Genomic DNA, 21,481 nt, shown 5'->3' with positions numbered 1-21,481 from the left:
GCTGGAATGATATCCACTCCGCCGCCCGCCAAGGCGCCGGACGAGCAGAAGCCACGCACCACGATGGAAGGAACCAAGACCATGGCCGACCAGTACGTGATCCACGAATTGCAGGGCTCGAACGTTTGGGCGAAGGACGGCGAGCGGCTGGGCCTGGTGGGCAACGTCCACCTGGACCGCGCCACGGGCCAGCCGGCCTGGATCACGGTGGCGCTGGGGTTGTTTGAGGGCCGGCAGTACTTCGTGCCGCTCACCGGCTCGCGGCGGGATGATGACGATCTGTACGTGAACTACTCCCGCAAGGCCATCGAGGATTCCCCCGACATGGACCACGGCGGCGCGCTGACACCGGAAGAAGAAGCGCAGCTGGAGGACTATTACAAGTCCTGGTGACCCGGCGGGCCGGGTTGGACGTAAGTCTGCTTAGCAATACGATGGACATCCGGGATTCGACCAGCCAGGAGGGCCAATGGCTCAGCAGGACAACGACGCGGACCGCCAGGATGGCGGATCACTGAGTACGGCGTCCAAGCCGGACAATCCGACCGAGGTCACCAAGCCCAGCTGGAAGTTCATCTTCCGCAAGACCGTGCGCGAGTTCTCCAAGGACCAGTGCACCGACCTGGCTGCAGCGCTGACCTATTACACGGTCCTGTCCCTTTTCCCGGGGCTGCTGGCCATGGTCTCGATCCTCGGGCTGGTGGGCCAGGCAGAGTCCACCACCGACGCGATGCTGGAGTACCTGGGCGGTTTCGCCCCGGAGGAAGCCGTGGACGTGCTGAAGGGCCCGATCGAGCAGCTGACTTCTTCCCGGGGTGCGGGCCTGGCGCTCTTCGCCGGCATTGCCGGCGCCCTGTGGTCCGCGTCCGGTTACGTTGGTGCTTTCGGCCGGTCCATGAACCGGATCTACGAGGTCGAAGAGGGGCGCCCGATCTGGAAGCTGCGCCCGCTGCAGCTGCTCGTAACCCTGATCATGATCCTCCTGGCGGCCAGCCTGCTGATCATGCTGGTGGTGAGCGGTCCGGTAGCGGAGACGATCGGCAACTTCATCGGAATGGGCAGCGAAGCCGTGCTCGTCTGGAACATCGCCAAATGGCCGGTGATGGTCATCTTCGCGGTCGTGCTCATCGCACTTCTGTACTACGCCACCCCTAACGTGAAGCAGCCCAAGTTCCGCTGGATGAGCATGGGCGGCTTCCTGGCCCTGGTCGTCCTGGCTATTTCCACGCTGGGCTTCGCGTTCTACGTAGGAAACTTCGGCAGCTACAACGCAACCTACGGAGCGATCGGCGGCGTGATCGTGCTTCTGCTGTGGATCTGGCTCGCCAACATTTCGTTGCTGTTCGGCGCGGAGTTCGACGCCGAGGTGGAACGCGGCCGGGAGCTCCAGGCAGGCATCCAGGCGGAGCACTCCATCCAGCTGCCGCCGCGGGACACACGCCAGATCGACAAGCGTGCCGAGCAGGAACAGAAGGACGTCGACCAGGGACGCGAGCTTCGCCAGCAGCATGCAGGCAAGGATTTCGACGACGAGCTGTAGTGCCGCCTCCCGTCCTGACCGCCGGAGAAGGACGGAAGGGGCCGCTGCTACCTCCCGGGGCCCAGCAGCGGTGAGGCCGGAACACCGGCCTGCTCACTGAGTCCGTCCAGGACATCCTGAAAGGCCCGCAGCGAAGACCGCTTGGGCTCCCAGCCAAGGAGATTCCGTGCCCGGCTGGTATCCATCAGCGGGGCGCCCGCTGCCATGTCGATCCAGCCCGGATCCGTGGCCTGCAGCCCGGCTGCCCAGGTGATTCCCACCAGGGCCCGGATCAAGCGAACCGGGACATTGATGATCCGCCGCGCCCCGAGCATGCCCGCGAGGAGTTCGGGGGTGATGACCGGATCCGCTGCAATGTTGAAGGCACCTTCAGCCCGCTGGTCGATGACGCGCCAGTACGCATCGGCAATGTCGTCGGCGTGGACTATCTGGAAGGAGAACTCTTCCGGAAGCGGGATCAGCGGCAGGCTCAGCTTGTTGAGGATGGACCGCGGAATCAGCGGGCCCAGGAAGTAGCGGCCAATCTCGCTGCCGGCGTCAGACTGGAAGATCAGGCCCGGGCGCAGCCGGGCAACGCGGATCTCCGGGTACTGCCGCTCAAATTCGTCGAGCAGCTCCTCCTGCTCGCCCTTGTGCCGGCTGTAATGCGAGGTGGCAATGCCGCGCGCAGGCCAGCTCTCATCGGTGAGCCTGTCCTTCGGGGCGGGAGAGTAGGCTCCGACGGAGGAGGCGCAGACCACCTGGTGCACGCCCGCCTCCGCAACGGCGGAGAGCATGTTCTCCGTGCCCCGGACGTTGATCCGGTGCAGTTCGGCTTCGTCACGGTTGGGCTGGATGGCCCAGACAAGATGAACCACCGAATCGACGCCGGCCAGGGCCTCAGCCAGTTCATCGCGTCCGGTTTTGGAAGCGACATCGATGCTGTGCCACTCGACGCCTTCGTATGGACCGGTTGCCTGCAGCGGAGTACGGCGCGCGACGCCGACGATCTCCAATCCGTCACCCCGCTCCGTCCGGGCGGCCTGCAGGCGGCGCAGGACGGCGGTGCCTACATTTCCGGTTGCTCCGAGGACGGCTACGCGCATCGGGACAGTTCCCTTCTTCCACAAGCTCAGCGGGCTGTTTTGGGTCTGGTCCACGACTCTACCGCCGAAGCAGCGGCCGCGGGCAGGGGCGCTAGGGTGGAAGGAAGACCAAGCGGCTTGAGGACGGAACGATCATGGCGGATGTAACCCAGAAGGCTGAAACCGGCGCTGACTACAGCACCAAGGGCTCCTACGTGTCCGGCGGCCAGGAGTACACCCGGGACACCAACTACATCGAAACGCGCATTACCCGCGACGGCCGTGACGGGTACCCTGTCGAAACTGGACGCTACCGGCTGATCGCGGCCCGCGCCTGCCCCTGGGCGAACCGCACCATCATTGTGCGGCGTCTCCTCGGCCTCGAAGACGCCATCTCCCTGGGCACGCCCGGCCCCACCCACGATTCGCGCAGCTGGACTTTCGACCTGGATCCGGACGGCAAGGACCCGGTGCTCGGCATCGAGCGGCTGCAGGAAGCCTTCTTCCGCCGGACTCCCGGCTACTCACGGGGCATCACCGTTCCGGCCATCGTTGATATCCCGACCGGCGCCGTCGTCACCAACAACTTCCCGCAGATCACCGAGGACTTCAGCAGCGAGTGGACCGAGTTCCACCGTGACGGCGCCCCGGACCTGTGGCCGGCCGAGCACCTTGAGGAGATGCGCGAAACCAACAAGCGGGTCTTCACCGAGGTGAACAACGGCGTCTACCGCTGCGGTTTCGCCGGCTCGCAGGAAGCGTACGACGCCGCCTACGAGCGGCTGTGGACTGCCATGGACTGGCTGGAAGAGCGCCTGTCCAAGCAGCGCTACCTGGTGGGGGACACCATTACCGAAGCCGATGTCCGGCTGTTCACCACGCTGGTCCGCTTCGATGCCGTCTACCACGGACACTTCAAGTGCAACCGGAACAAGCTCACCGAGATGCCCGCCCTGTGGGGGTATGCCAGGGACCTGTTCCAGACGCCCGGCTTCGGCGACACCGTGGACTTCGTGCAGATCAAGCAGCACTACTACATCGTGCATGAGGACATCAATCCGACGAAGATCGTTCCGGCGGGACCGGATAACTCCGTCTGGCTGACGCCGCACGGCCGCGAGGAGCTCGGCGGCCGTCCTTTCGGGAACGGCACCGCCCCGGGGCCGGTTCGTCCCGGTGAGGAAGTCACCCCGGGCCACGGGGCCGCGTAGGCAAAGCGGAAGGTCTTCGGGGCTAATACGGCATACAAGTGTTTCTTAATGTGTCCCACCGTAGGCTAGCCTTACTTTAGCCCCGATTCCACACGCCCCAGGAGGTGCCGCCGTGACCTCAACGGCAGTCAACCGCACCTCCGTCAGCGATCCTGCGCCCCCGGCACGAAACAGCAGGCGGGTCAGCCCCGCAGCACTCCTTGCAGCCGGTGTCTTCGTCCTGGTCCTGGCGTGCTTCGCCTCCGTAGCCCTGGGCGCCCGGCCGCTGTCCCTGGACACCGTCTGGCACGCGCTGACCAGCCCGGACGCAGCGAACGGAGACCACGCCGTGGTGCTGAGCCGGCTCCCGCGCACCGTCATGGCGCTGCTCGTCGGCGCTGCGCTGGGGCTCGCGGGCACCGCACTGCAGGGGATGACCCGCAATCCACTGGCAGACCCCGGCATCATGGGCCTGAACGCAGGGGCTGCCTTCGCCGTCGTTACCGCGATCTACGTTTTTGGCGTCACCTCTTTTACCGGGTATGTCTGGTTCGCGCTGGCCGGCACGGCACTGGCAGCCCTGGTGGTGTACTCCGTCGCCGCACTGGGCAGGGAAGGTGCCACCCCGGTGAAACTGGCGCTGGCGGGTGCAGCCCTGACCGCCGGACTCACCAGTTTGCTCTCCGCGATCCTCGTGACCAGCCGGCAGACCCTGGATACCTTCCGCTTCTGGCAGGTCGGCACGGTTTCCGGCCGCGGCTGGGACGTGCTCGTTCCGCTGGCTCCCTTCCTTGCCGCCGGTGCCGTGATCCTGCTGGCGTCCGGACGGGCGCTCAACGGACTGAGCCTGGGTGACGACGTAGCACGCGGCCTGGGGCAGCGAGTCAATGCCTCACGCGGCATCATGGCCGTCGGCGTGGTCCTGCTCTGCGGCGCGGCGACGGCCGCTGCAGGGCCCATTGCCTTCCTTGGCCTGGTCATCCCGCACCTGGTCCGCGGCCTGGTTGGTCCCGACTACCGGTGGATCCTCGTACTCTCGGCTGTGCTGGCACCGGTGCTGCTGCTGGTTTCCGACGTCGTTGGCCGCCTGGTCCTGCCTCCCGGTGAAATCCCGGTCGGCATCATGACCGCGGTCATCGGGGCCCCCGTCTTCATTGCCATCATCCGGCGGCGGAAGCTGGCGGAACTGTGAACCCCGCAGTCCTCGCCGAGGAGCGCCGCGAAGGGGCCGACCTGGTCCGCCGCACCCGCCGGCACACGGGACGCCGCCGCAACACCGTCCTCGCCGCCCTCGCCGGCGCCGTCGTGGTGCTGTTCTTCGTCAGCGTCCTGCTGGGCAGCTACACCGTCACCATCCCGGACTTCCTGCGGATCCTGGGCGGTGAGAGGATTCCCGGATCTTCCTTCATCGTGCTGGAAAGCAAGCTGCCGCGCGCCGTGACTGCCGTCCTGATCGGCGCCGCATTCGGCGTCTCGGGGCACCTGTTCCAGACCATGCTGCGCAATCCGCTGGCCAGCCCGGACATCATCGGCATCAGCTACGGCGCCTCCGCCGCGGCGGTGACGGCCATGGTGGCGTTCGGCGCCACCGGGGGAGCGGTCTCGCTGGCCGCCCTGCTGGGTGCCGCCGCCATTGCGCTGGCCCTTCACCTTCTGACCCGGAGCGGAGGCGCATCCGGGGCCCGGCTGGTCCTGATCGGCATCGGGTTCGCGGCTGTGCTCCAAGCTGTTGTGAACTTCCTGCTGACCCGCACCGATGTACGCACCGCAGCTGAGTCGCTGGTCTGGCTGACCGGTTCGCTGAACTCCGCTACATGGGAACGCGCCGGCATCGTTGCGCTTGCCCTTGTGGTGCTGCTGCCGGCTGCTGCCCTGCTCGGCAGGCGCCTGCGGGTCCTGGAACTCGGCGACGACTTTGCCGCCGGACTCGGTCTGCCCGTGGAACGCACCCGCGCCGGACTGCTCTTCACCGGTGTTGCCCTTGCCGCCGCAGCCACCGCGGCAGCTGGCCCGGTGGCCTTCGTGGCGTTCCTGGCCGGACCGATCTCCCGCCGGCTCATCGGCGGCCGGGCTTCGCTGGCAGCGGCCGGGCTGACCGGAGCCGTGATCCTCCTGGCCGCAGACTTCGCGGGCCACAACCTCATCCCGGGGACCGTCCTCCCCGTGGGCGTGATCACCGGTGCGCTGGGCGCACCCTTCCTGCTGTGGCTGCTGGTCAGCTCCAACCGTGTTGGCCGAGGAGGCTAAAAATGCAGAACAAGCTGGGAGCACTGGACCTGGTGCTCTCCTATGGGGACCGGCTGGTGGTCGACGGACTGACCGTCGAACTGCCGCCCGGTCAGATCACGGTGATCGTCGGTGCCAATGCCTGCGGCAAGTCGACGCTGCTGCGCGGCCTGGCGCGCCTGCTCAAGCCCGCCTCCGGCGTCGTCCACCTCAACGGCCGCGATATCGGCACGATTCCCACCAAGGAAGTTGCCCGCACCGTGGGCCTGCTGCCGCAGACCCCCAACGCCCCGGAGGGCATCACGGTTACGGACCTCGTCGGCCGCGGCCGCTATCCGCACCAGGGATGGTTCCGGCAGTGGAGCAAGGAAGACGACGACGCCGTTGCGGCAGCGCTCGAAGCCACCGGAACGCTCGGGCTGGCGGGCCGGAACGTGGACGAATTGTCGGGCGGGCAGCGCCAGCGGGTCTGGATTGCCATGGCGCTGGCCCAGCAGACGGACATCCTCCTGCTTGACGAGCCGACAACATTCCTTGACGTCACGCACCAAATCGAAGTCCTGGACGTCGTGACGGACTTGAACAGGCGGGCCGGCACCACCGTGGTGATCGTGCTGCACGACCTCAACCTGGCCGCCCGCTACGCAGACCATCTCATCGCCATGAAGGATGGAACGATCGCGGCCCAGGGCAACCCGGCCGACATCGTCACTGCCGACCTGGTTAGAAACGTTTTCGGGCTGGAAGCCTCGGTCATTCCCGACCCGGTGTCCGGCACGCCCATGGTGGTCCCTGTCGGCAGGCACCACTCCCTTCGGTACCGCGAACCGGCTCCGAAGGCACCGGCTGCCGGTTACCTGCCCAATCCGCACGATTTACGCCCGGCAACCCGCAATCCCCTGGAGGCAGCTTCATGAGCGTTACCCGTCCCAGCCACGGCAGCACCGCTGTCCGTCCCCGCCGCCAGGGTGCGAATGCAGCGGTCATGGCCTTCGACGTCGAGGTCCGTGCCGTCCAGCGGATCAGCGCCAACTTCCAGCGCATCACCTTTGGCGGGGAATGCCTTCGGGAATTTGGCGTGCAGGGACCGGCCGACGATCTGCGGATCAAAGTCGTCATTCCTCCGCTGGCGGAGGACGGGACACGGCAGGACCTGCCCGAATTCGGCTGCGACGACGCCGGCTGGTACCAGCGCTGGCTCGCCATGGACCCCCGCCGGCGCGGCTCGATGCGGACGTACACGGTCCGCGCCTCGCGGTGCGCTGCAGCCGACCCCCAGATCGACGTCGACTTCGTCCTGCATTTCGACGAAGCGGGTGTGGGAGGGCCGGCGTCCTCCTGGGCGGCAGCCGCGAAGCCGGGTGACCGTGTGACGGTTATCGGCCCCCATGCCGTGCACTGCATCACGGCTGAGTCCTACGGCGGGATCGAATGGCGGCCCGGACTGGCCCAGCACGTGCTGCTGGCCGGTGATGAGACAGCTGTGCCGGCCATTGCCTCGATCCTGGAAAATCTCCCTGAGGACATCACCGGCCACGCGCTGCTCGAGGTTCCGGACGGCGCGGATATCCAGCCGCTCCGGACCGCATCGAAGGTCCAGGTCAGCTGGCTCCCGCGCGGCACCAGGCCGCACGGTGAGCTCCTCGACACAGCCGTGAGGGAAGCCGTTGCCGTCCCCGGGTACCTGAGTGTGGGCGGAACGGACGGCGCCCCGCAGGCGTCTGCGGTCCCGGGCCGCGGACTCGAACCTGAGGACGTGGACATCGATTCGGCCATCCTGTGGGAGACGCCTGCACGGCTGACACCTGAGGTACTCGAGAATTCGCCGAGCCCCAATACGCCTGCCGGTGCCCTGCCGTTCTACGCCTGGATCGCCGGAGAAGCAGCGGTTGTCCGCGGCCTGCGGCGCTATCTGGTCAAGGACGCCGGAATCGACCGCAAGCAGGTGGCGTTCATGGGTTATTGGAGGCAGGGCCGCGCCGAGCTGTCCTGACCTGAACGACCGGAACAGGTCAAAACCAGACGGTCTCTGCTGGCGTGTGCCGTTGGAGACTGTGCCGTTGGGGAGTGTGCCGTTGTGGCCCGGCCATAGCGGCCGGTGCCCTTGTGGCCCGTGTCGCCGCATCCCGGACGTAAGCCGGAACACCTGCCTCTGTTGAGTTTCACACTAAACCCCCACTGTCAATAGCCTGCCGCTTAAACTGGATGAAGTCACTCGTATGCAGCGCAATAGACGCACCCTTCTCCAGCAGCAAAGCACCGACAGAACTGTTGCCTATTCACAGTGGAGAACTGAATGACTTTGCACGTCAACGAGACCGTTCGGAACCTCGCTGACTCTGTCCGCCGGAGACTTGAAGACGCCGTGGCCCATTCCCGGGCAAAGGGGAAGCACGTCCGCCCTGTCTGGGACAGCCTTTGGGCTGACGTTGTGCGGCGGGCGGAGGAATTGCGGGTAAAAGCCAACAACATTGACTCCCCGACCCAAAAGACGGCCGCCCTGGGCGCGGGCGCTTCCCTGCTGCTCAGCGGCATGGTTTTCGGAGTGGCGGAGGCAGCCGTCGTCACTGCGCCGGAAGGGGCAGTGGAGCGCCAGCTGGTGAGCACCGTCCCGGCCGAGGAACCGTCCTCCGGCGAGGGCGGGGGTAACGGAGAACAGGGCGAAGGGGTCGGCTCGACGGCACCCGTGGAAGGCGAGGCTCCCCAAAAGCAGCCCGTTCCCGTGGATGAGCTGATCGTTACCTCGCCCTTCGGCTGGAGGATCAATCCCATGACCGGCTACGGCCAGGAATGGCATACCGGTACGGACTTCAGCGGCGTCACCGGAACCCCCGTGAAATCTGCCCGCGGAGGCACGGTTACGGAAGCCGGGTGGCACACCACCGGCGGCGGTGGACTGCGGATTGTCGTGGACCACGGAGACGGCGTCCAGACGACCTACAACCACCTCAACGACATCTGGGTGGAGCCCGGGCAGTGGGTGGATGAAGCGCAGGTGATCGGCGGCATCGGAAGCACCGGGAACTCGACCGGTCCGCACCTGCATTTCGAGGTGATGATCCACGGCGAGTTCGTGGATCCCATGGCCTGGCTCTGACACCGGGAGCTGCGGCACGAGCGATAAGAGCGCGGAGTTCGGGAAACTCCGCGCTCCTTTTCTTTCCCGTGCTCTCTTTCCAGCCGAGGACGGGACGAGCCGTTACGGCGTGGGGTTCGTCAGGATAGCCGGGTCCTTCTTGCCATAGGGCATGCGGATGCGCAGTGCCCGCGGGTCGACGCGCAGCGCCAGATGGGTCGCGTTGCCCAGATGGTCGCCGTCCATCTCGAAGTCCTGCGGAACATCGGCCCAGATCTCGGCGCTCTTGCACTGGAAGTATTCGACTGCTGTTCCACGCCCCTTTCCGCGGCGCAGGAGTCCGGCAACCACGGAGAGCCAGCCGAGGCTGCCCTTGGGTGCCATGGTCATGATGTCGAGCAGCCCGTCGTCAATCCGTGCCCCGGGAAAAACCTCCAGGCCGCCCATGATCTTGCCGCAGTTGCCGCCCATGATGCTGCGGAGCCGGCGGGCAAAAGGCTTGCCGCCGTCAATGGAGATCATTGTCTTCACCGGCTTGCCCGGAAGGTTGCGGATCCCCGCGTCCACGTAGGCGAGCCATCCCACGCGGTCCTTCAACGCGGTGTTGGTGTCTCCCATCATCACGGCGTCATAACCCAGCCCGGCCATGACCAGGAAGATGTCGCTGTCCACGGCTTTGTCAACGTTGACGTGGACGACGTCGATCCGGCGTTCGGTTCCGGTCAGCGCGGTCCGGATGGCGCCGGCCGGATCATCGACCGGGACGTCCAGGTTGCGTGCCAGCAGGTTGCCGGTGCCCATCGGAAGCAGGCCCAGGGGAGTGTCGGTGCCGGCAAGTTCGGCTGCCACGCAGCGCACGGTACCGTCGCCTCCGGCGGCGATGACGACGTCGGCCCCCTCCGCCATTGCCTGGCGGGCCATGCCGTGCCCGGGGTCGTCTTCCTCGGTCTCCAGCCACAGCGGCTCCGCCCAGCCTTCATCACGGCAGGTTTGCTCCACCAGGGTGCGGATATCCACCTCGGTCTTCTTCGTGGGATTGATGACGACGGCGGCGCGGCGCAGAACGGCTGATGGGGCCTGGGCCGTTTCTGCCTCGGGGTGGCTGGACATGATGCCCTTCGATTGACGGGAGTGTTCCGGCTCCGAGTCTAAACTGCGATGCGGCATCCCGGGCGAAAACCCGGGGCACAGCGGCTTGTAGGCTGGGCTGGTGACTAACAACGGGCTATATGTGGCACTTGGCGATTCCTTTACCGAAGGCGTGGGTGACTGGGATCCCTCCCGGCCCAACGGGGTCCGGGGGTGGGCGGACCGTGTGGCTGAACAGCTGACGCTTGCGGATCCGGGCTGGAGCTATGCCAACCTGGCTATCCGCGGAAAAAAGCTGCGGCAGGTCATCGATGAGCAGATCGAACCGGCCCTGGCGCTGGAACCGTCCTTGGTGAGCATCTATGCGGGCGGCAACGACATCCTTCGGCCCAAGGTCGACATCGACGCGATCGTCCAGGCATATGACAGCGCCATAGGACGTCTTCGTTCCGGAGGCGCCGCCGTGCTCGTCTTCACCGGCTTCGATTCCGGCCAGTCTCCGATCTTCGGCCGGACCAGGGGGCGGACGGCCCTGTACAACGAACTGGTGCGTGAGGCAGCGGACGCCCACGGGGCAATCCTGGTGGACTACTGGCGCATGAAGGTGCTGCAGGACGAAAGGTACTGGGATGTGGACCGCCTCCACATGTCTCCGGCAGGGCACATCCTCACGGCGAAGAAAGTCCTTGAGGTCCTCCGGGCCAGCGACGGACTGGACGTGCCGGAGCTGGATACCCTTCCTGCACGTGACCGGATCCAGCGGCTGAAGCATGACGCCCGCTGGGCACGGGAATACCTCGGTCCGTGGGTGGGACGCAGGCTCCGGGGCGTGTCATCCGGGGACAACCTCAGCGCCAGGTATCCCGCACCGGTGCAGATCACTCCAGAGACCTAAACCGCGGGGAGCGGCGGCACCCGGACCGGACATGTGACCGGTTTCACACTAAAGTACCTTTCCCTGGATTTGCAGGGAAAGGGCGGGCTCCGCATTTCCCAATTCCCCCCATAAGCTCCCTTATGATTCGGAGTTTCAGTCCTTCTTTTCTAGACTTGTTGGTCTGCCGGGGCCCAGTCCCGGCATCGGATGCAATTGCCCACAGCAGATGACCTCTAGAGAAGAAGGCCCAAATGCCGCAAGAAGCACCTGATCACAGCGCTGCACCGCCCGGTACGGCAGCGCCTGGAACGCCGTCGATGCACGGCAAGCCGAGGCGTAAACCACTGACGAAGCGCCGCCTGAAAGTTGAAGACGTAAACGTCGTCGACCATTCAATGATGAAAAAGGCCGTCGGCGGAACCGTAGTCGGAAACACCATGGAATGGTTCGATATTGGTGTTTACGGCTACCTGGCCGTCACCATGGGAGCCGTCTTCCTTTCTGACGCGGACCCGGCGTCGCAGCTGCTGTTCAGCCTTGGCGTCTTCGCTGCCACGTTCCTCGCCCGCCCACTGGGCGGTGTGATCTTCGGCCGCATCGGTGACCGTGTGGGCCGCCAAAAGACCCTCGCCGCAACGCTGATCCTGATGGCCGCCTCAACCTTTGCCATCGGCCTGCTGCCCGGTTACGCGCAGATCGGCATGGCCGCACCCGTGCTGCTGGTGGTCATGAAGCTGCTGCAGGGCTTCAGCACCGGCGGCGAGTATGCCGGCGCCACCACATTCGTCTCGGAGTACGCGCCGGATAAGCGGCGCGGGTTCCTCGCCAGCATCCTGGACCTGGGTAGCTATATGGGATTCGCGCTGGGCGCCCTGACCGTTTCCACGCTGCAGCTGACCCTGAGCGAAGAAACGATGCTCGAATGGGGCTGGCGCATCCCGTTCCTCATTGCTGGTCCGCTGGGGGCCATCGCCATTTACTTCCGTCTCAAGATTGAAGAATCGCCGGCGTTCCAGGCCACCCTCGATGCCCAAGAGGAGCAGGCTGCTTCCGCCGCCGGGAAAGCGGCGGACAAGGACGCCGCCGCACTGGGCACCTTCGGGATCTTCCGCGCCTACTGGCGGCCTATCGTGCTGGCCATGGTCCTGGTGGCCGCAGCCAACACCGTCGGCTACGCGCTGACCTCCTACATGCCGTCGTACCTGACGGATTCCAAGGGATACGACCCGGTGCACGGAACCCTCCTGACTATCCCCGTGCTGGTCGCCATGGCCCTGTGCATTCCGCTGACCGGACGTCTCTCGGACCGGATCGGACGCCGTCCTGTGTTGTGGATGGGAGCGGGAACAACCATTGTCTTTGCCATCCCGTCGTTCCTGCTGATCGACCAGGGACCCATTTGGACGACCCTGCTTGGCCTGGCGCTGCTGGCTGTCCCGGTCACGTTCTACGTGGCTAACCTGGCGTCGTCGCTTCCGGCCCTGTTCCCCACCGCCAGCCGCTATGGAGCGATGGGTATCGCGTACAACTTCGCCGTGGCGATCTTCGGCGGCACGGCACCCCTGATCATGCAGGGCCTGATCGAAATCAGCGGCGACGACATGATGCCCGCGTACTACCTGATGGCCACGTCGGCCATCGGAGCGGTCGCCGTCGGCATCATGAAGGAATCGGCGAACCGGCCCATGCCGGGCTCCATGCCGAGCGTCGCCACGGAAGCGGAAGCCCGGGAACTCGTGGAGACCCAGGACGAGAATCCGCTGCTCGATCTGGACGCCCTCCCGTTCGACCAGGCTCCGGACCCGGCGGGCGATCCGGGAACCGGTGCGCTGACCCTGTCCCCAGCCGCCGAGGGGACAGCTGAGGTTCGTTTCCGCCGAGACGAACCGCAACTGTCCCCGGGGGACCGGCTTGAAGGCTCAAGCATCGTGAGAGAATTGCGCCCATGACCGAACCGCAGTCTGATTCCGTCCGCTGGCTCACTCCCGAAGAGCGGCAGGCATGGCTGGCGCTTTACGCCGTCGCCACCCGGCTGCCGGGGACCCTTGACGCGGACCTGTTCCGCCGGGCGCGGATCACCCTGTTCGACTACCACGTGCTCGCCATGACCTCGGAGTCTCCGGACCGGCAGCTGGCCATGAGCGAACTGGCAGCCTATTCGAATGCCTCGCTCTCAAGGCTCTCGCATGTGGTGAAGAAACTGGAACAGCGGGGCTGGATGCGCCGGTCCCCGTCAACCACGGACGCACGGGTCACGACGGCGGCGATCACCGACGAAGGCATGGCCGCCCTCGTGGACCTGGCGCCCGGGCATGTGGAATCCGTCCGGAAGGCTGTGTTCGATGTCCTGGACGATCAAGACGTGGCCGACCTCGCCCGGGTCGGCAACAAAATCCTGACCCTGCTCGACCCCGCCGCGGCTCGTCCGGGCGCCCCGACCGAAGGAGCCTGAATGCGCCAGCCCCGGATACTGACCATCATCCTTGCCGGAGGTTCCGGCGGCCGGCTCGGCAGCCTCACTGAGACCCGCGCCAAGCCCGCCATGCCGGTCGGCGGATCCTACCGGCTAATCGACATCCCGCTCTCCAACCTGCACAATTCCGGGTTTCCCGATGTCTGGATCGTGGAACAGTACGAACCCAAGTCGCTGAATGACCATCTGGTCAGCGGCAGGCCGTGGGACCTGGACAGGACCAACGGCGGGATGCGGGTGCTGCCTCCGTACCAGGGATCGGAGGGTGAAGGCTTCGCGGAGGGCAATGCCGATGCCCTCTACCGCCAGGCGGACTACATCCGCGAGTACAACCCGGACCTGGTCCTGGTGCTGAGCGCCGACCATCTCTACCGGCTGGACTACCGGGACGTCGTGGCAACCCACACCGAAGCGGATGCGGCCCTGACAGTGGTGACACACCAGATCCGCCATGATCCCACTGAGCACGGTGTGGTGGAAACCAGCGGCGGTGTGGTCACCGGGTTCCAGTACAAGCCGGAGAATCCCAAGAGCGATCTGATCGCGGCGGAGATCTTCCTCTACGACGCCGAAGTGCTGCTGCGCAGCCTGGATGAGCTGGTCGAACGGGACGGGCACCTGGAGGACTACGGAGACCAGCTGCTTCCGTACCTCGTGGAAACACAAAAGGTCGTGGAGCACCGGCTGCCCGGGTACTGGCGGGACATGGGAACGCCGCAAAGCTACCACCAGGCCCACATGGACCTGCTGGACGGGCACGGCATGGTCTTCGACGATCCGGCGTGGCCGATCCTCACCGCGACTCCCCGCCGGCTTCCTGCCTTCGTCGGAGCCGCTGCCAGCGTGGAGACCAGCCTCCTGGCCCCCGGCTCACGGGTGGAAGGCACTGTGTCCCGGTCCGTCGTCGGGCCCGACTGCCGGATTGAGGCCGGTGCCGAGGTGCACGGGTGTGTCCTGCTCGACGGCGTGCACGTCAGCAGCGGTGCCCGGCTGCGAAACATGGTCGTGGATTCGGGGGCCGTCATTGGTGGCGCCACCAATTTGGACGGCGCGGAAGAGGACCCGGAGACGGGGATTGCCGTCGTCACTTCGGCAGGTGCGCTGGAGAAGCCCTCGGACTGAGAATGGTCCCTGCCCCGGTTTGGATCAGGGGCGCGAAACGTCTAGGATAGGAAGGCGTTAAGCCGCGCCCATGATCTGGTTTGGCCCCGCAAGGGTACGGACCAGGGCATTTGCGTGGCCGCCCGTATAAACCTAGAATTGAAGGCTGTCACAGCGGATTACTGCTATGGCTGCCCGAACTTCACCGTCTTCCCCGCGGCGAGGCACTTCGGCTGGATCTCACCCCGCCAGGTCAACCTCCGGAAAGTCGCAGTAATAACGGTGTCAAAACTGGTGGCGGGACGCTCTTTATTGCAGGTGCCATGGCGGCATCGCCTGGTGCTTGTTTTCTGAGGACCGTCATATTTACTACAACTGGAGGAGAGATCATGGCAGCTTACTGCCAGGTAACCGGAGCTGTTCCCGGCTTTGGTCACAGCATTTCGCACTCGCACCGTCGCAACAAGCGCCGGTTCGACCCGAATATTCAGAAGAAGCGCTACTGGGTTCCGTCCCTGCGCCGTAACGTGACGCTGCAGGTTTCGGCCCGCGGCATCAAGACGATCGACGTCCGCGGCATTGACGCAGTCGTCACCGAACTCCTCGCGAAGGGTGTGAAGCTCTAGTGGCTAAGGATAAGGACGTTCGTCCGATCATCAAGCTCAAGTCGACCGCCGGCACCGGGTACACCTACGTGACCCGCAAGAACCGTCGTAACGACCCGGACCGCATGGTCCTGAAGAAGTACGACCCGAAGATCCGCCAGCACGTCGAATTCCGTGAGGAGCGCTAAGAATGGCAAAGAAGTCCAAGATTGCCCGCAACGAGCAGCGCAAGGTTGTTGTTGAGCGCTACGCTGCCAAGCGCCTCGAACTGAAGAAGACCCTGGTCGATCCCAACGCGACCGACGAAGCACGGGAAGCTGCACGCCTCGGCCTGCAGAAGCTGCCCCGCAACGCTTCCCCGGTCCGCCTGCGCAACCGCGACCAGATCGACGGCCGCCCCCGGGGTACCCTCCAGAAGTTCGGTATCTCCCGCGTGCGTTTCCGCAATATGGCTCACGCCGGCGAACTGCCCGGCATCAAGAAGTCCAGCTGGTAAGCACTGCTTTCCACGCCTGAAAAGGGCGGCAACCTTCCCGGTTGCCGCCCTTTTTGCGTTTGTCGGGCCAAGTGAGCCGCCCAAAGTTGCCCTTCTGGCCGAAAAATCCCGAAAAAAGCCCGAAAACCCGCGGTTTTCTCCCTGCGATGGGTGTCGTAGCTGGTAAGTTTTCGAACAGAGGCGGTTTCGCATCCGTGAACCGCTCGCGCTAAACACCTGAGTCCAGGAGGACATAAATTGGCTATGAACCGCAGTGAACTTGTTGCCGCTGTCGCAGAGAAGTCCGGCAACAGCCAGACCGCCGTCAACGGCGTGCTCGATGCTGTCTTCGACATCTTCGCCACTTCCGTTGCCAACGGCGAGAAGATCACCATCCCGGGCTGGCTCGCTGTTGAGCGCACCGACCGCGCCGCTCGCCAGGGCCGCAACCCGCAGACCGGCGAAACCCTCCAGATCCCGGCCGGCCACAGCGTCAAGCTGACGGCTGGCTCGAAGCTGAAGGCTGCTGTCGCCAAGAAGTAGTACTTTCGCATTTCAGCGGAGGGCCGGCGCCATTGGCACCGGCCCTCCGTTTGTCTGCGCCGGGACGCATTCCGGGATGTCCGGGATGCACCGGGGTGGAGCGGGAGTTGGCCCATTATTTGCGGCGGGTAGAGAATAGGTAGCGTGCCAAACTCTGCCAAGACCCAGAACACCCTGCCGGACCGCTCCTCCGGTGCCGCGGACGGAACGGGAAGCCCGGTCCGCAGCGGTTGGGTAGCTGCCGGCATCGGTGTCATGATCCTGGCGCTCGGCGTCGCCCTGCTTTTCACCGGTGCAGCCGCAGCCTCACAGCTCTCCGATCCCGGTGCGCTGACCCGCTGGGGTCTTCCGATCGCCAAGGCCGTTCAAAACGGGGCGGTGGCTGCCGTCATCGGGTCCCTCGTGTTCGCAGTCTTTATCCTGCCCAAACACACCGGCGCACGGCGCGGCAAAGGGGAGCGGGAGACACGCCCGGAACATCCTGCCTTCACCCAGGCGCTGTCCCTCGCGTCCGTCGCAGCGGCAGTGTGGACCCTGGCCGCCATCGCGGTGATGCTGTTCACCTACTCTGATGTCTCCGGGCTGCCGCTCAGCCCCGCACCTTCCTATACGGAAGGGCTCGCATCCTTCCTCACTGACTTCTCCACCGGCCGGGCTTGGCTGGCGGTCAGCATTATTGCCGCAGTCGTCACCACGCTGACGTTCGGAGTGCGCTCCCTGACCGGGCTGGCGCTGACGACGGCGCTGGCCGTCGGCGGGCTGCTGCCCATGGCACTGGTCGGCCACGCCGCCGGCGGCGATGACCACAGTGCGGCCGTGAACTCCATCGGACTCCACCTGCTCGGCGTGTGTCTCTGGATCGGCGGCATCATCGTCCTGGCCGTGATCTCCAAGAACCTGGGCGACATCACCGAAACGGTGCTGAGGCGGTTCTCCGCTCTTGCCGGCTTCGGGTTCGTGCTCGTGGCGGCGTCCGGCATCGTTAATGCTTCGCTGCGGATCACGTCGCTGGACCAGCTGAACTCCCGCTGGGGCGCGCTGGTCCTCTTCAAGGTCGCTGCCACGCTGGTGCTGGGCATCTTCGGAGTCCTGCACCGCCGGTGGCTCATTCCCCGGCTCTCCGAGCCCCGCAGCAAGGGCGCTGCCGCCTCAGCGGGACCCCTGGGAGCCAAGCGGGTCCTTTGGCAGTTCATCGGGGTGGAGCTGCTCATCATGGCAGCAATTTCCGGCGTGGCCGCAGCCTTGGCCCGTACTGCTCCGCCGCGGCCCGAAGAGCTGCCGCCAAATGCCTCTCCCGCCCGGATCATCACCGGCTACGACCTTCCTCCGGAGCTGACCCCCGAGCGCTACCTCACGGAATGGCGCTTCGACTGGCTGTGGGTTGCCATCGTGGTGACCATCGGTGCCGCCTACATCCTGGGGCTGCGCAAGCTCCGGCGGCGCGGCGACAAATGGCCGGTTGTCCGGACACTGTCCTGGTTTGTGGGCCTGATCGCCCTGACCTACGTGACCTCCGGGGCGCCGGCCGTCTACGGCATGGTGCTGTTCTCCACCCACATGCTCGGACACATGGCACTGACCATGGTGGTGCCGCTCTTCCTGGTGCTCGGTGCGCCTCTGACGCTGGCGCTCAAGGCACTCACCCCGCGCGGGGACGGGAGCCGGGGCCTGCGCGAATGGATCCTGATCGGCGTGCACTCGCGCTATTCGAAGGTCATCACCAACCCAATCTTTGCGGCGGTGAACTTCGCCGGTTCGATCGTGATCTTCTACTACTCCGACCTGTTCGGTTTTGCCCTCCGCGAGCATGTGGGCCACGAACTGATGGTGCTGCACTTCCTGCTCACCGGCTACATCTTTATCCTGACCATGATCGGCATCGATCCGCTGCCCACCCGGGCGCCCTACCCGCTGCGGCTGGTCATCCTGCTGGCCACCATGGCGTTCCATGCTTTCTTTGGCGTCGCGGTGATGGGGCAGACCTCCCTGATCCAGGCTTCCTACTTCGGGAACATGGGCCGGGAGTGGGGCCTCAGCGCGCTTCAGGACCAGCAGCTGGGCGGATCCATCATGTGGGGCATCGGCGAAATTCCCACCGTCCTGGTGGCCATTGGCGTGGCCCTGCAGTGGTCACGCACGGATGCACGTGAAACAAAACGCAAAGACCGTGCGGCCGAGCGGAATAATGATGCTGAACTTACGGCTTACAACAATATGTTCGCCCAGCTGGCCGAACGCGATGCAAAGTCAGACCAAGGAGAACGTTAGATGACTGAAACGGTGCGCGCCGGATACCGCGTCCGGGCCTCCGAGCTTGTGGGCCGCAACTGGTTGAACACGGGTGGCAGGCGGCTGGGTCTCGAAGATCTCCGGGGAAAGATTGTCCTGCTGGATTTCTGGACCTTCTGCTGCATCAACTGCCTGCATGTCCTGGACGAGCTCCGCCCGCTTGAAGCCAAGTACTCCGACGTCCTCGTGACGGTCGGGGTGCACTCGCCCAAGTTCGAGCACGAAGCTGATCCGGTGGCGCTGGCCGCCGCCGTCGAACGCTACGAGATCCACCACCCGGTGCTGGATGACCCGGAGCTGGAGACCTGGCAGGCCTACACAGCGCGTGCCTGGCCGACGCTGGTCGTCATCGACCCTGAGGGCTACATCGTCGCGCACCTGTCCGGGGAGGGCCATGCTGCCGGCCTTGAGTCGCTTGTCGCCGAACTGGTGGCCGAGCATGAGGAGAAGGGCACGCTGCACCGTGGCGACGGACCGTACGTGCCCGCGGAGGCGACGTCGGGAGACCTGCGTTTCCCGGGCAAGGCAGTTGCCCTGCCCGAGGGTACGTTCCTGGTGGCGGACACCGGGCATCACCGGCTCGTCGAACTTGAAGCCGACCTCGCCACCGTCCGCCGCGTGATCGGTGACGGCACCAAGGGCTGGCGCGACGGTGACGCCGGGACCGCACGCTTCAACGAACCGCAGGGCCTGGCCGTACTTCCGGCAGCGGTCGCTGAGACCCTGGAGTACGACGTCATCGTGGCGGACACCGTCAACCACCGGCTGCGCGGCGTCAACCTCGCCACCGGCGCCGTCACGACCCTGGCCGGCAACGGCGTGCAGCGCCTGCTCGATGCCGAGAACCAGTCCGCACCCGTTTCCACGGATCTCGGTACCGATCCGCTGGGCACCTCCCTGTCCTCGCCGTGGGACGTTTTGTGGTCCACCGTGTTGGGCCAGGCTGTCGTTGCGATGGCCGGCACACACCAGATCTTCGCCTTCGACCCCGCGACTGGCGCGCTCTCCATCCTCGCTGGAACCGGGCTGGAAGGCCTGCTCGACGGCGCCGCAGACGCAGCCTGGTTCGCTCAGTCTTCGGGGTTGGCGCAGGATGCGGATGGAAACATCTGGGTGGCAGACTCCGAGACCTCCGCCCTGCGGAAGCTGGCCTTCGACGTTTCCGGGGACAAGCCGGTTGTCACGGTGGAAACCGCCGTCGGTGCGGGACTGTTCGATTTCGGCTACCGCGACGGTGCTGCCGCCGAAGCGAGGCTGCAGCACCCCTTGGGCGTGGCAGTCCTTCCGGACGGTTCCATAGCCATCGCCGACACCTACAACGGAGCAGTGCGGCGCTACGACCCGGCTGCACAAGCCGTCTCGACGCTCGCACGCGGCCTGGCGGAACCTTCCGGGGTCCTTATCGACTCAACCGCCGGCGAGCCGCTCCTGATCGTTGTAGAGGCTAACCAGCACCAGCTCATCCGCCTGCCCATCCCCAAGGAAGCGCAGTCCGTGGATGAAGGCGCCCGCCAGACACAGCGGCCCAAGACAGCCATCGCTGCCGGGCCGCTGGGGCTCACCATCCGATTCTCTGCTCCGAAGGGGCAGAAGCTCGACGACCGCTGGGGAGACCCCACGCAGCTGAAGATCTCTTCCTCTCCGGAGGAGCTCCTGGTTTCCGGAGGCGGGACCGCCGTCGGGCTGGTCCGTGAGCTGGTGCTCTCGGACACTGTTCCCGAAGGCGTCCTGCACATTACCGCCCGTGCCGCGGCGTGCGACGGCGAACCCGGGGGAGAGATCCCTGACCACGCTGCCTGCCACCTGTACCAGCAGGACTGGGGAATCCCCGTCGTTCTGCAGCCCGGCGGCGAAACGGAACTAACGCTGGACCTGCGCGGCCTGGACTAGCAGCCGGCCTGGACTAGGAGCCGGCGGAGCTATTCGATCACGGCGGTGAGGCTGATCCCGCCGTCCGTGACGGACAGCCGGGCTCCGAAGGAGAACTCCTTGTCCTCCACCAGGGGACTTTGGGCACCGGAGAAAAGATCGGTCTGGGTTGCCGTGACGCGGGCAATCCCATTCAGGGGTGCCAGGCCCCAGTGACCCTCCGCGGGCGAGATCTCCACTGTGGGGTACTCTACGATTTCCCACGTGATAGGCGGCTCCACCCGGTTGTCGGTGAGGTGGTAGAAGGGACATCCCGGAGGCGCCAGCCGGTTTTGCTCGCCGGCGCAGTTGTCCAGGAACTCGCGTACCCGAGCGTCGACGGCGTCGACCAGTTCGGGGGTGGCCTGGCTCTGGAGCGTCAGGTCCAGTGCCCCAGATGCAGTGGTCAGGACGCCGCTCTGCTCAGGAGCCTCGAAGTAGCCGCTGCTAAACGAGGCGGCAACGCGCGACGGGTAGAAGGCAGCGAAGGTGTTGGTGCCCTCCGGCAGCACGACGGGTGTGCCGTTGAGGACTGCCTCATTCTGGTTGGCCGCCGTAATCCTGACGCTGGGCAGCGAGTCGGGGCGGAAACTCCACTGGTCGAAGAACATCCACCGGCTGCCGGTCTTCTCCAGTTCAAAGGTCGACCGCTCTTCGATGCCATCCAGGCGGTACGTGACCTCGACGTTCGTGCGGTCGTCCACCGTTGTGCCGGCCTCGGTGATCTCCAGCACTTCGAGCCCGTCCGTTGAAGCACGCAGGGCCTCTCCATCCAGCAGCGCGGCATTCGCCTCAGGGACTTCGGCGTTCAGCAGGCCCAGCGCGCGGGCTCCATCGCCGTCCTGCAGGGCCTGCAGGTAGTCCTCCACCTGCTTGCCCGGGCCGTAAACCTTGGCGTTGACAAGCCAAATAACGACGACGGCGGCCGCGATAGTGAGCATGAGAGCCGTCAGCCATGTGGCGACGGCTTTGATTACCGGTGATGTTCCCTGCACGCTCTTACGTTACCCGCAGTAGGCGTGCAC

Annotated in this window: 21 protein-coding genes; 18 read left to right on the top strand and 3 right to left on the bottom strand. The window is 65.6% G+C overall.

Going from position 1 to position 21,481, the window contains the following annotated elements; translation table 11 throughout:
• Positions 1-6: 6 nt before the first annotated feature.
• Complete coding sequence (locus NF551_RS14450) at positions 7-393, top strand: PRC-barrel domain-containing protein (RefSeq protein ID WP_227893982.1); 387 nt, start codon at positions 7-9, stop codon at positions 391-393.
• Between the two features lie 76 nt (positions 394-469).
• Positions 470-1,540, top strand: a complete 1,071-nt coding sequence (locus tag NF551_RS14445) for a YihY/virulence factor BrkB family protein (protein WP_227893983.1) — start codon at positions 470-472, stop codon at positions 1,538-1,540.
• Between the two features lie 47 nt (positions 1,541-1,587).
• Here NF551_RS14445 and NF551_RS14440 read toward each other — a convergent pair whose 3' ends face one another.
• The gene (locus tag NF551_RS14440; RefSeq protein ID WP_227893984.1) at positions 1,588-2,625 is read right to left on the bottom strand and encodes an NAD-dependent epimerase/dehydratase family protein; all 1,038 of its coding nucleotides are present in this window, start codon (positions 2,623-2,625) and stop codon (positions 1,588-1,590) included.
• Positions 2,626-2,759: 134 nt separating this feature from the next.
• Here NF551_RS14440 and NF551_RS14435 point away from each other — a divergent pair, with 134 nt between their 5' ends.
• The 6 genes from NF551_RS14435 to NF551_RS14410 all read left to right on the top strand — a co-directional run bounded on the left by NF551_RS14435 (position 2,760) and on the right by NF551_RS14410 (position 9,117).
• Positions 2,760-3,815, top strand: coding sequence for a glutathione S-transferase family protein (locus NF551_RS14435; RefSeq protein WP_227893985.1), 1,056 nt, complete (start codon positions 2,760-2,762; stop codon positions 3,813-3,815).
• A gap of 112 nt (positions 3,816-3,927) precedes the next feature.
• Positions 3,928-4,986: a FecCD family ABC transporter permease gene (locus NF551_RS14430; protein WP_227893986.1), complete on the top strand. Its 1,059-nt coding sequence runs from the start codon at positions 3,928-3,930 to the stop codon at positions 4,984-4,986.
• A gap of 113 nt (positions 4,987-5,099) precedes the next feature.
• The gene (locus NF551_RS14425; protein WP_227894560.1) at positions 5,100-6,041 is read left to right on the top strand and encodes a FecCD family ABC transporter permease; all 942 of its coding nucleotides are present in this window, start codon (positions 5,100-5,102) and stop codon (positions 6,039-6,041) included.
• Positions 6,042-6,043: 2 nt separating this feature from the next.
• Positions 6,044-6,937, top strand: coding sequence for an ABC transporter ATP-binding protein (locus tag NF551_RS14420; protein WP_227893987.1), 894 nt, complete (start codon positions 6,044-6,046; stop codon positions 6,935-6,937).
• Positions 6,934-8,013: a siderophore-interacting protein gene (locus tag NF551_RS14415; RefSeq protein ID WP_423720925.1), complete on the top strand. Its 1,080-nt coding sequence runs from the start codon at positions 6,934-6,936 to the stop codon at positions 8,011-8,013. Before NF551_RS14420 ends, NF551_RS14415 begins: the two co-directional genes overlap by 4 nt.
• 303 nt (positions 8,014-8,316) lie before the next feature.
• Positions 8,317-9,117: a M23 family metallopeptidase gene (locus NF551_RS14410; protein WP_227893988.1), complete on the top strand. Its 801-nt coding sequence runs from the start codon at positions 8,317-8,319 to the stop codon at positions 9,115-9,117.
• A gap of 102 nt (positions 9,118-9,219) precedes the next feature.
• Here the strand turns inward: NF551_RS14410 and NF551_RS14405 are convergent, their stop codons facing one another.
• Positions 9,220-10,206 (bottom strand): diacylglycerol/lipid kinase family protein, encoded by a 987-nt coding sequence (locus tag NF551_RS14405; RefSeq protein ID WP_227893989.1) that lies wholly within the window; start codon positions 10,204-10,206, stop codon positions 9,220-9,222.
• Positions 10,207-10,306: 100 nt separating this feature from the next.
• On the opposite strand from NF551_RS14405, the gene NF551_RS14400 reads away from it, so the two are divergent.
• The 10 genes from NF551_RS14400 to NF551_RS14355 all read left to right on the top strand — a co-directional run bounded on the left by NF551_RS14400 (position 10,307) and on the right by NF551_RS14355 (position 20,438).
• A complete protein-coding gene (locus NF551_RS14400) occupies positions 10,307-11,080 on the top strand; it encodes an SGNH/GDSL hydrolase family protein (RefSeq protein WP_227893990.1) in 774 nt (257 codons plus the stop codon).
• 233 nt (positions 11,081-11,313) lie between these two features.
• Positions 11,314-13,011 carry an MFS transporter gene (locus tag NF551_RS14395; RefSeq protein WP_227893991.1) on the top strand — a complete coding sequence of 566 codons (1,698 nt, stop codon included), beginning with the start codon at positions 11,314-11,316 and terminating at the stop codon, positions 13,009-13,011.
• On the top strand, positions 13,008-13,514 hold the full coding sequence (locus NF551_RS14390) for a MarR family winged helix-turn-helix transcriptional regulator (RefSeq protein WP_227893992.1): 507 nt from the start codon (positions 13,008-13,010) through the stop codon (positions 13,512-13,514). Before NF551_RS14395 ends, NF551_RS14390 begins: the two co-directional genes overlap by 4 nt.
• The gene (locus NF551_RS14385; protein WP_227893993.1) at positions 13,515-14,657 is read left to right on the top strand and encodes a glucose-1-phosphate adenylyltransferase family protein; all 1,143 of its coding nucleotides are present in this window, start codon (positions 13,515-13,517) and stop codon (positions 14,655-14,657) included.
• A 368-nt stretch (positions 14,658-15,025) separates the two neighbouring features.
• Positions 15,026-15,262: a 50S ribosomal protein L28 gene (gene rpmB, locus NF551_RS14380; RefSeq protein WP_055239037.1), complete on the top strand. Its 237-nt coding sequence runs from the start codon at positions 15,026-15,028 to the stop codon at positions 15,260-15,262.
• A complete protein-coding gene (rpmG, locus tag NF551_RS14375; RefSeq protein ID WP_013602737.1) occupies positions 15,262-15,429 on the top strand; it encodes a 50S ribosomal protein L33 in 168 nt (55 codons plus the stop codon). The genes rpmB and rpmG overlap by 1 nt, the downstream gene beginning before the upstream one ends.
• 2 nt (positions 15,430-15,431) lie before the next feature.
• Positions 15,432-15,737 (top strand): 30S ribosomal protein S14, encoded by a 306-nt coding sequence (gene rpsN, locus NF551_RS14370; RefSeq protein WP_227893994.1) that lies wholly within the window; start codon positions 15,432-15,434, stop codon positions 15,735-15,737.
• 237 nt (positions 15,738-15,974) lie between these two features.
• Positions 15,975-16,259, top strand: coding sequence for an HU family DNA-binding protein (locus tag NF551_RS14365; protein WP_227893995.1), 285 nt, complete (start codon positions 15,975-15,977; stop codon positions 16,257-16,259).
• A gap of 144 nt (positions 16,260-16,403) precedes the next feature.
• Positions 16,404-18,527, top strand: a complete 2,124-nt coding sequence (locus NF551_RS14360) for a bifunctional copper resistance protein CopD/cytochrome c oxidase assembly protein (RefSeq protein WP_423720930.1) — start codon at positions 16,404-16,406, stop codon at positions 18,525-18,527.
• Complete coding sequence (locus tag NF551_RS14355) at positions 18,528-20,438, top strand: NHL domain-containing thioredoxin family protein (protein ID WP_227893996.1); 1,911 nt, start codon at positions 18,528-18,530, stop codon at positions 20,436-20,438.
• A 29-nt stretch (positions 20,439-20,467) separates the two neighbouring features.
• Here the strand turns inward: NF551_RS14355 and NF551_RS14350 are convergent, their stop codons facing one another.
• Complete coding sequence (locus NF551_RS14350; RefSeq protein WP_227893997.1) at positions 20,468-21,451, bottom strand: nuclear transport factor 2 family protein; 984 nt, start codon at positions 21,449-21,451, stop codon at positions 20,468-20,470.
• Positions 21,452-21,481 lie beyond the last annotated feature (30 nt).

The sequence above is a fragment of the Arthrobacter caoxuetaonis genome (assembly GCF_023921125.1).
Lineage (GTDB): Bacteria > Actinomycetota > Actinomycetes > Actinomycetales > Micrococcaceae > Arthrobacter_B > Arthrobacter_B caoxuetaonis.
Note: the sequence above shows the minus strand (reverse complement) of the source record. Positions and strands in the feature narration are given on the sequence as shown.

Bases quoted from the DNA above. Each gene is read 5' to 3' on its own strand.
- NF551_RS14450 (WP_227893982.1), top strand. From the start codon at position 7: ATGATATCCACTCCGCCGCCCGCCAAGGCGCCGGACGAGCAGAAGCCA.
- NF551_RS14445 (WP_227893983.1), top strand. From the start codon at position 470: ATGGCTCAGCAGGACAACGACGCGGACCGCCAGGATGGCGGATCACTG.
- NF551_RS14440 (WP_227893984.1), bottom strand. From the start codon at position 2,625: ATGCGCGTAGCCGTCCTCGGAGCAACCGGAAATGTAGGCACCGCCGTC.
- NF551_RS14435 (WP_227893985.1), top strand. From the start codon at position 2,760: ATGGCGGATGTAACCCAGAAGGCTGAAACCGGCGCTGACTACAGCACC.
- NF551_RS14420 (WP_227893987.1), top strand. From the start codon at position 6,044: ATGCAGAACAAGCTGGGAGCACTGGACCTGGTGCTCTCCTATGGGGAC.
- NF551_RS14415 (WP_423720925.1), top strand. From the start codon at position 6,934: ATGAGCGTTACCCGTCCCAGCCACGGCAGCACCGCTGTCCGTCCCCGC.
- NF551_RS14410 (WP_227893988.1), top strand. From the start codon at position 8,317: ATGACTTTGCACGTCAACGAGACCGTTCGGAACCTCGCTGACTCTGTC.
- NF551_RS14405 (WP_227893989.1), bottom strand. From the start codon at position 10,206: ATGTCCAGCCACCCCGAGGCAGAAACGGCCCAGGCCCCATCAGCCGTT.
- NF551_RS14395 (WP_227893991.1), top strand. From the start codon at position 11,314: ATGCCGCAAGAAGCACCTGATCACAGCGCTGCACCGCCCGGTACGGCA.
- NF551_RS14390 (WP_227893992.1), top strand. From the start codon at position 13,008: ATGACCGAACCGCAGTCTGATTCCGTCCGCTGGCTCACTCCCGAAGAG.
- NF551_RS14385 (WP_227893993.1), top strand. From the start codon at position 13,515: ATGCGCCAGCCCCGGATACTGACCATCATCCTTGCCGGAGGTTCCGGC.
- rpmB (WP_055239037.1), top strand. From the start codon at position 15,026: ATGGCAGCTTACTGCCAGGTAACCGGAGCTGTTCCCGGCTTTGGTCAC.
- rpsN (WP_227893994.1), top strand. From the start codon at position 15,432: ATGGCAAAGAAGTCCAAGATTGCCCGCAACGAGCAGCGCAAGGTTGTT.
- NF551_RS14355 (WP_227893996.1), top strand. From the start codon at position 18,528: ATGACTGAAACGGTGCGCGCCGGATACCGCGTCCGGGCCTCCGAGCTT.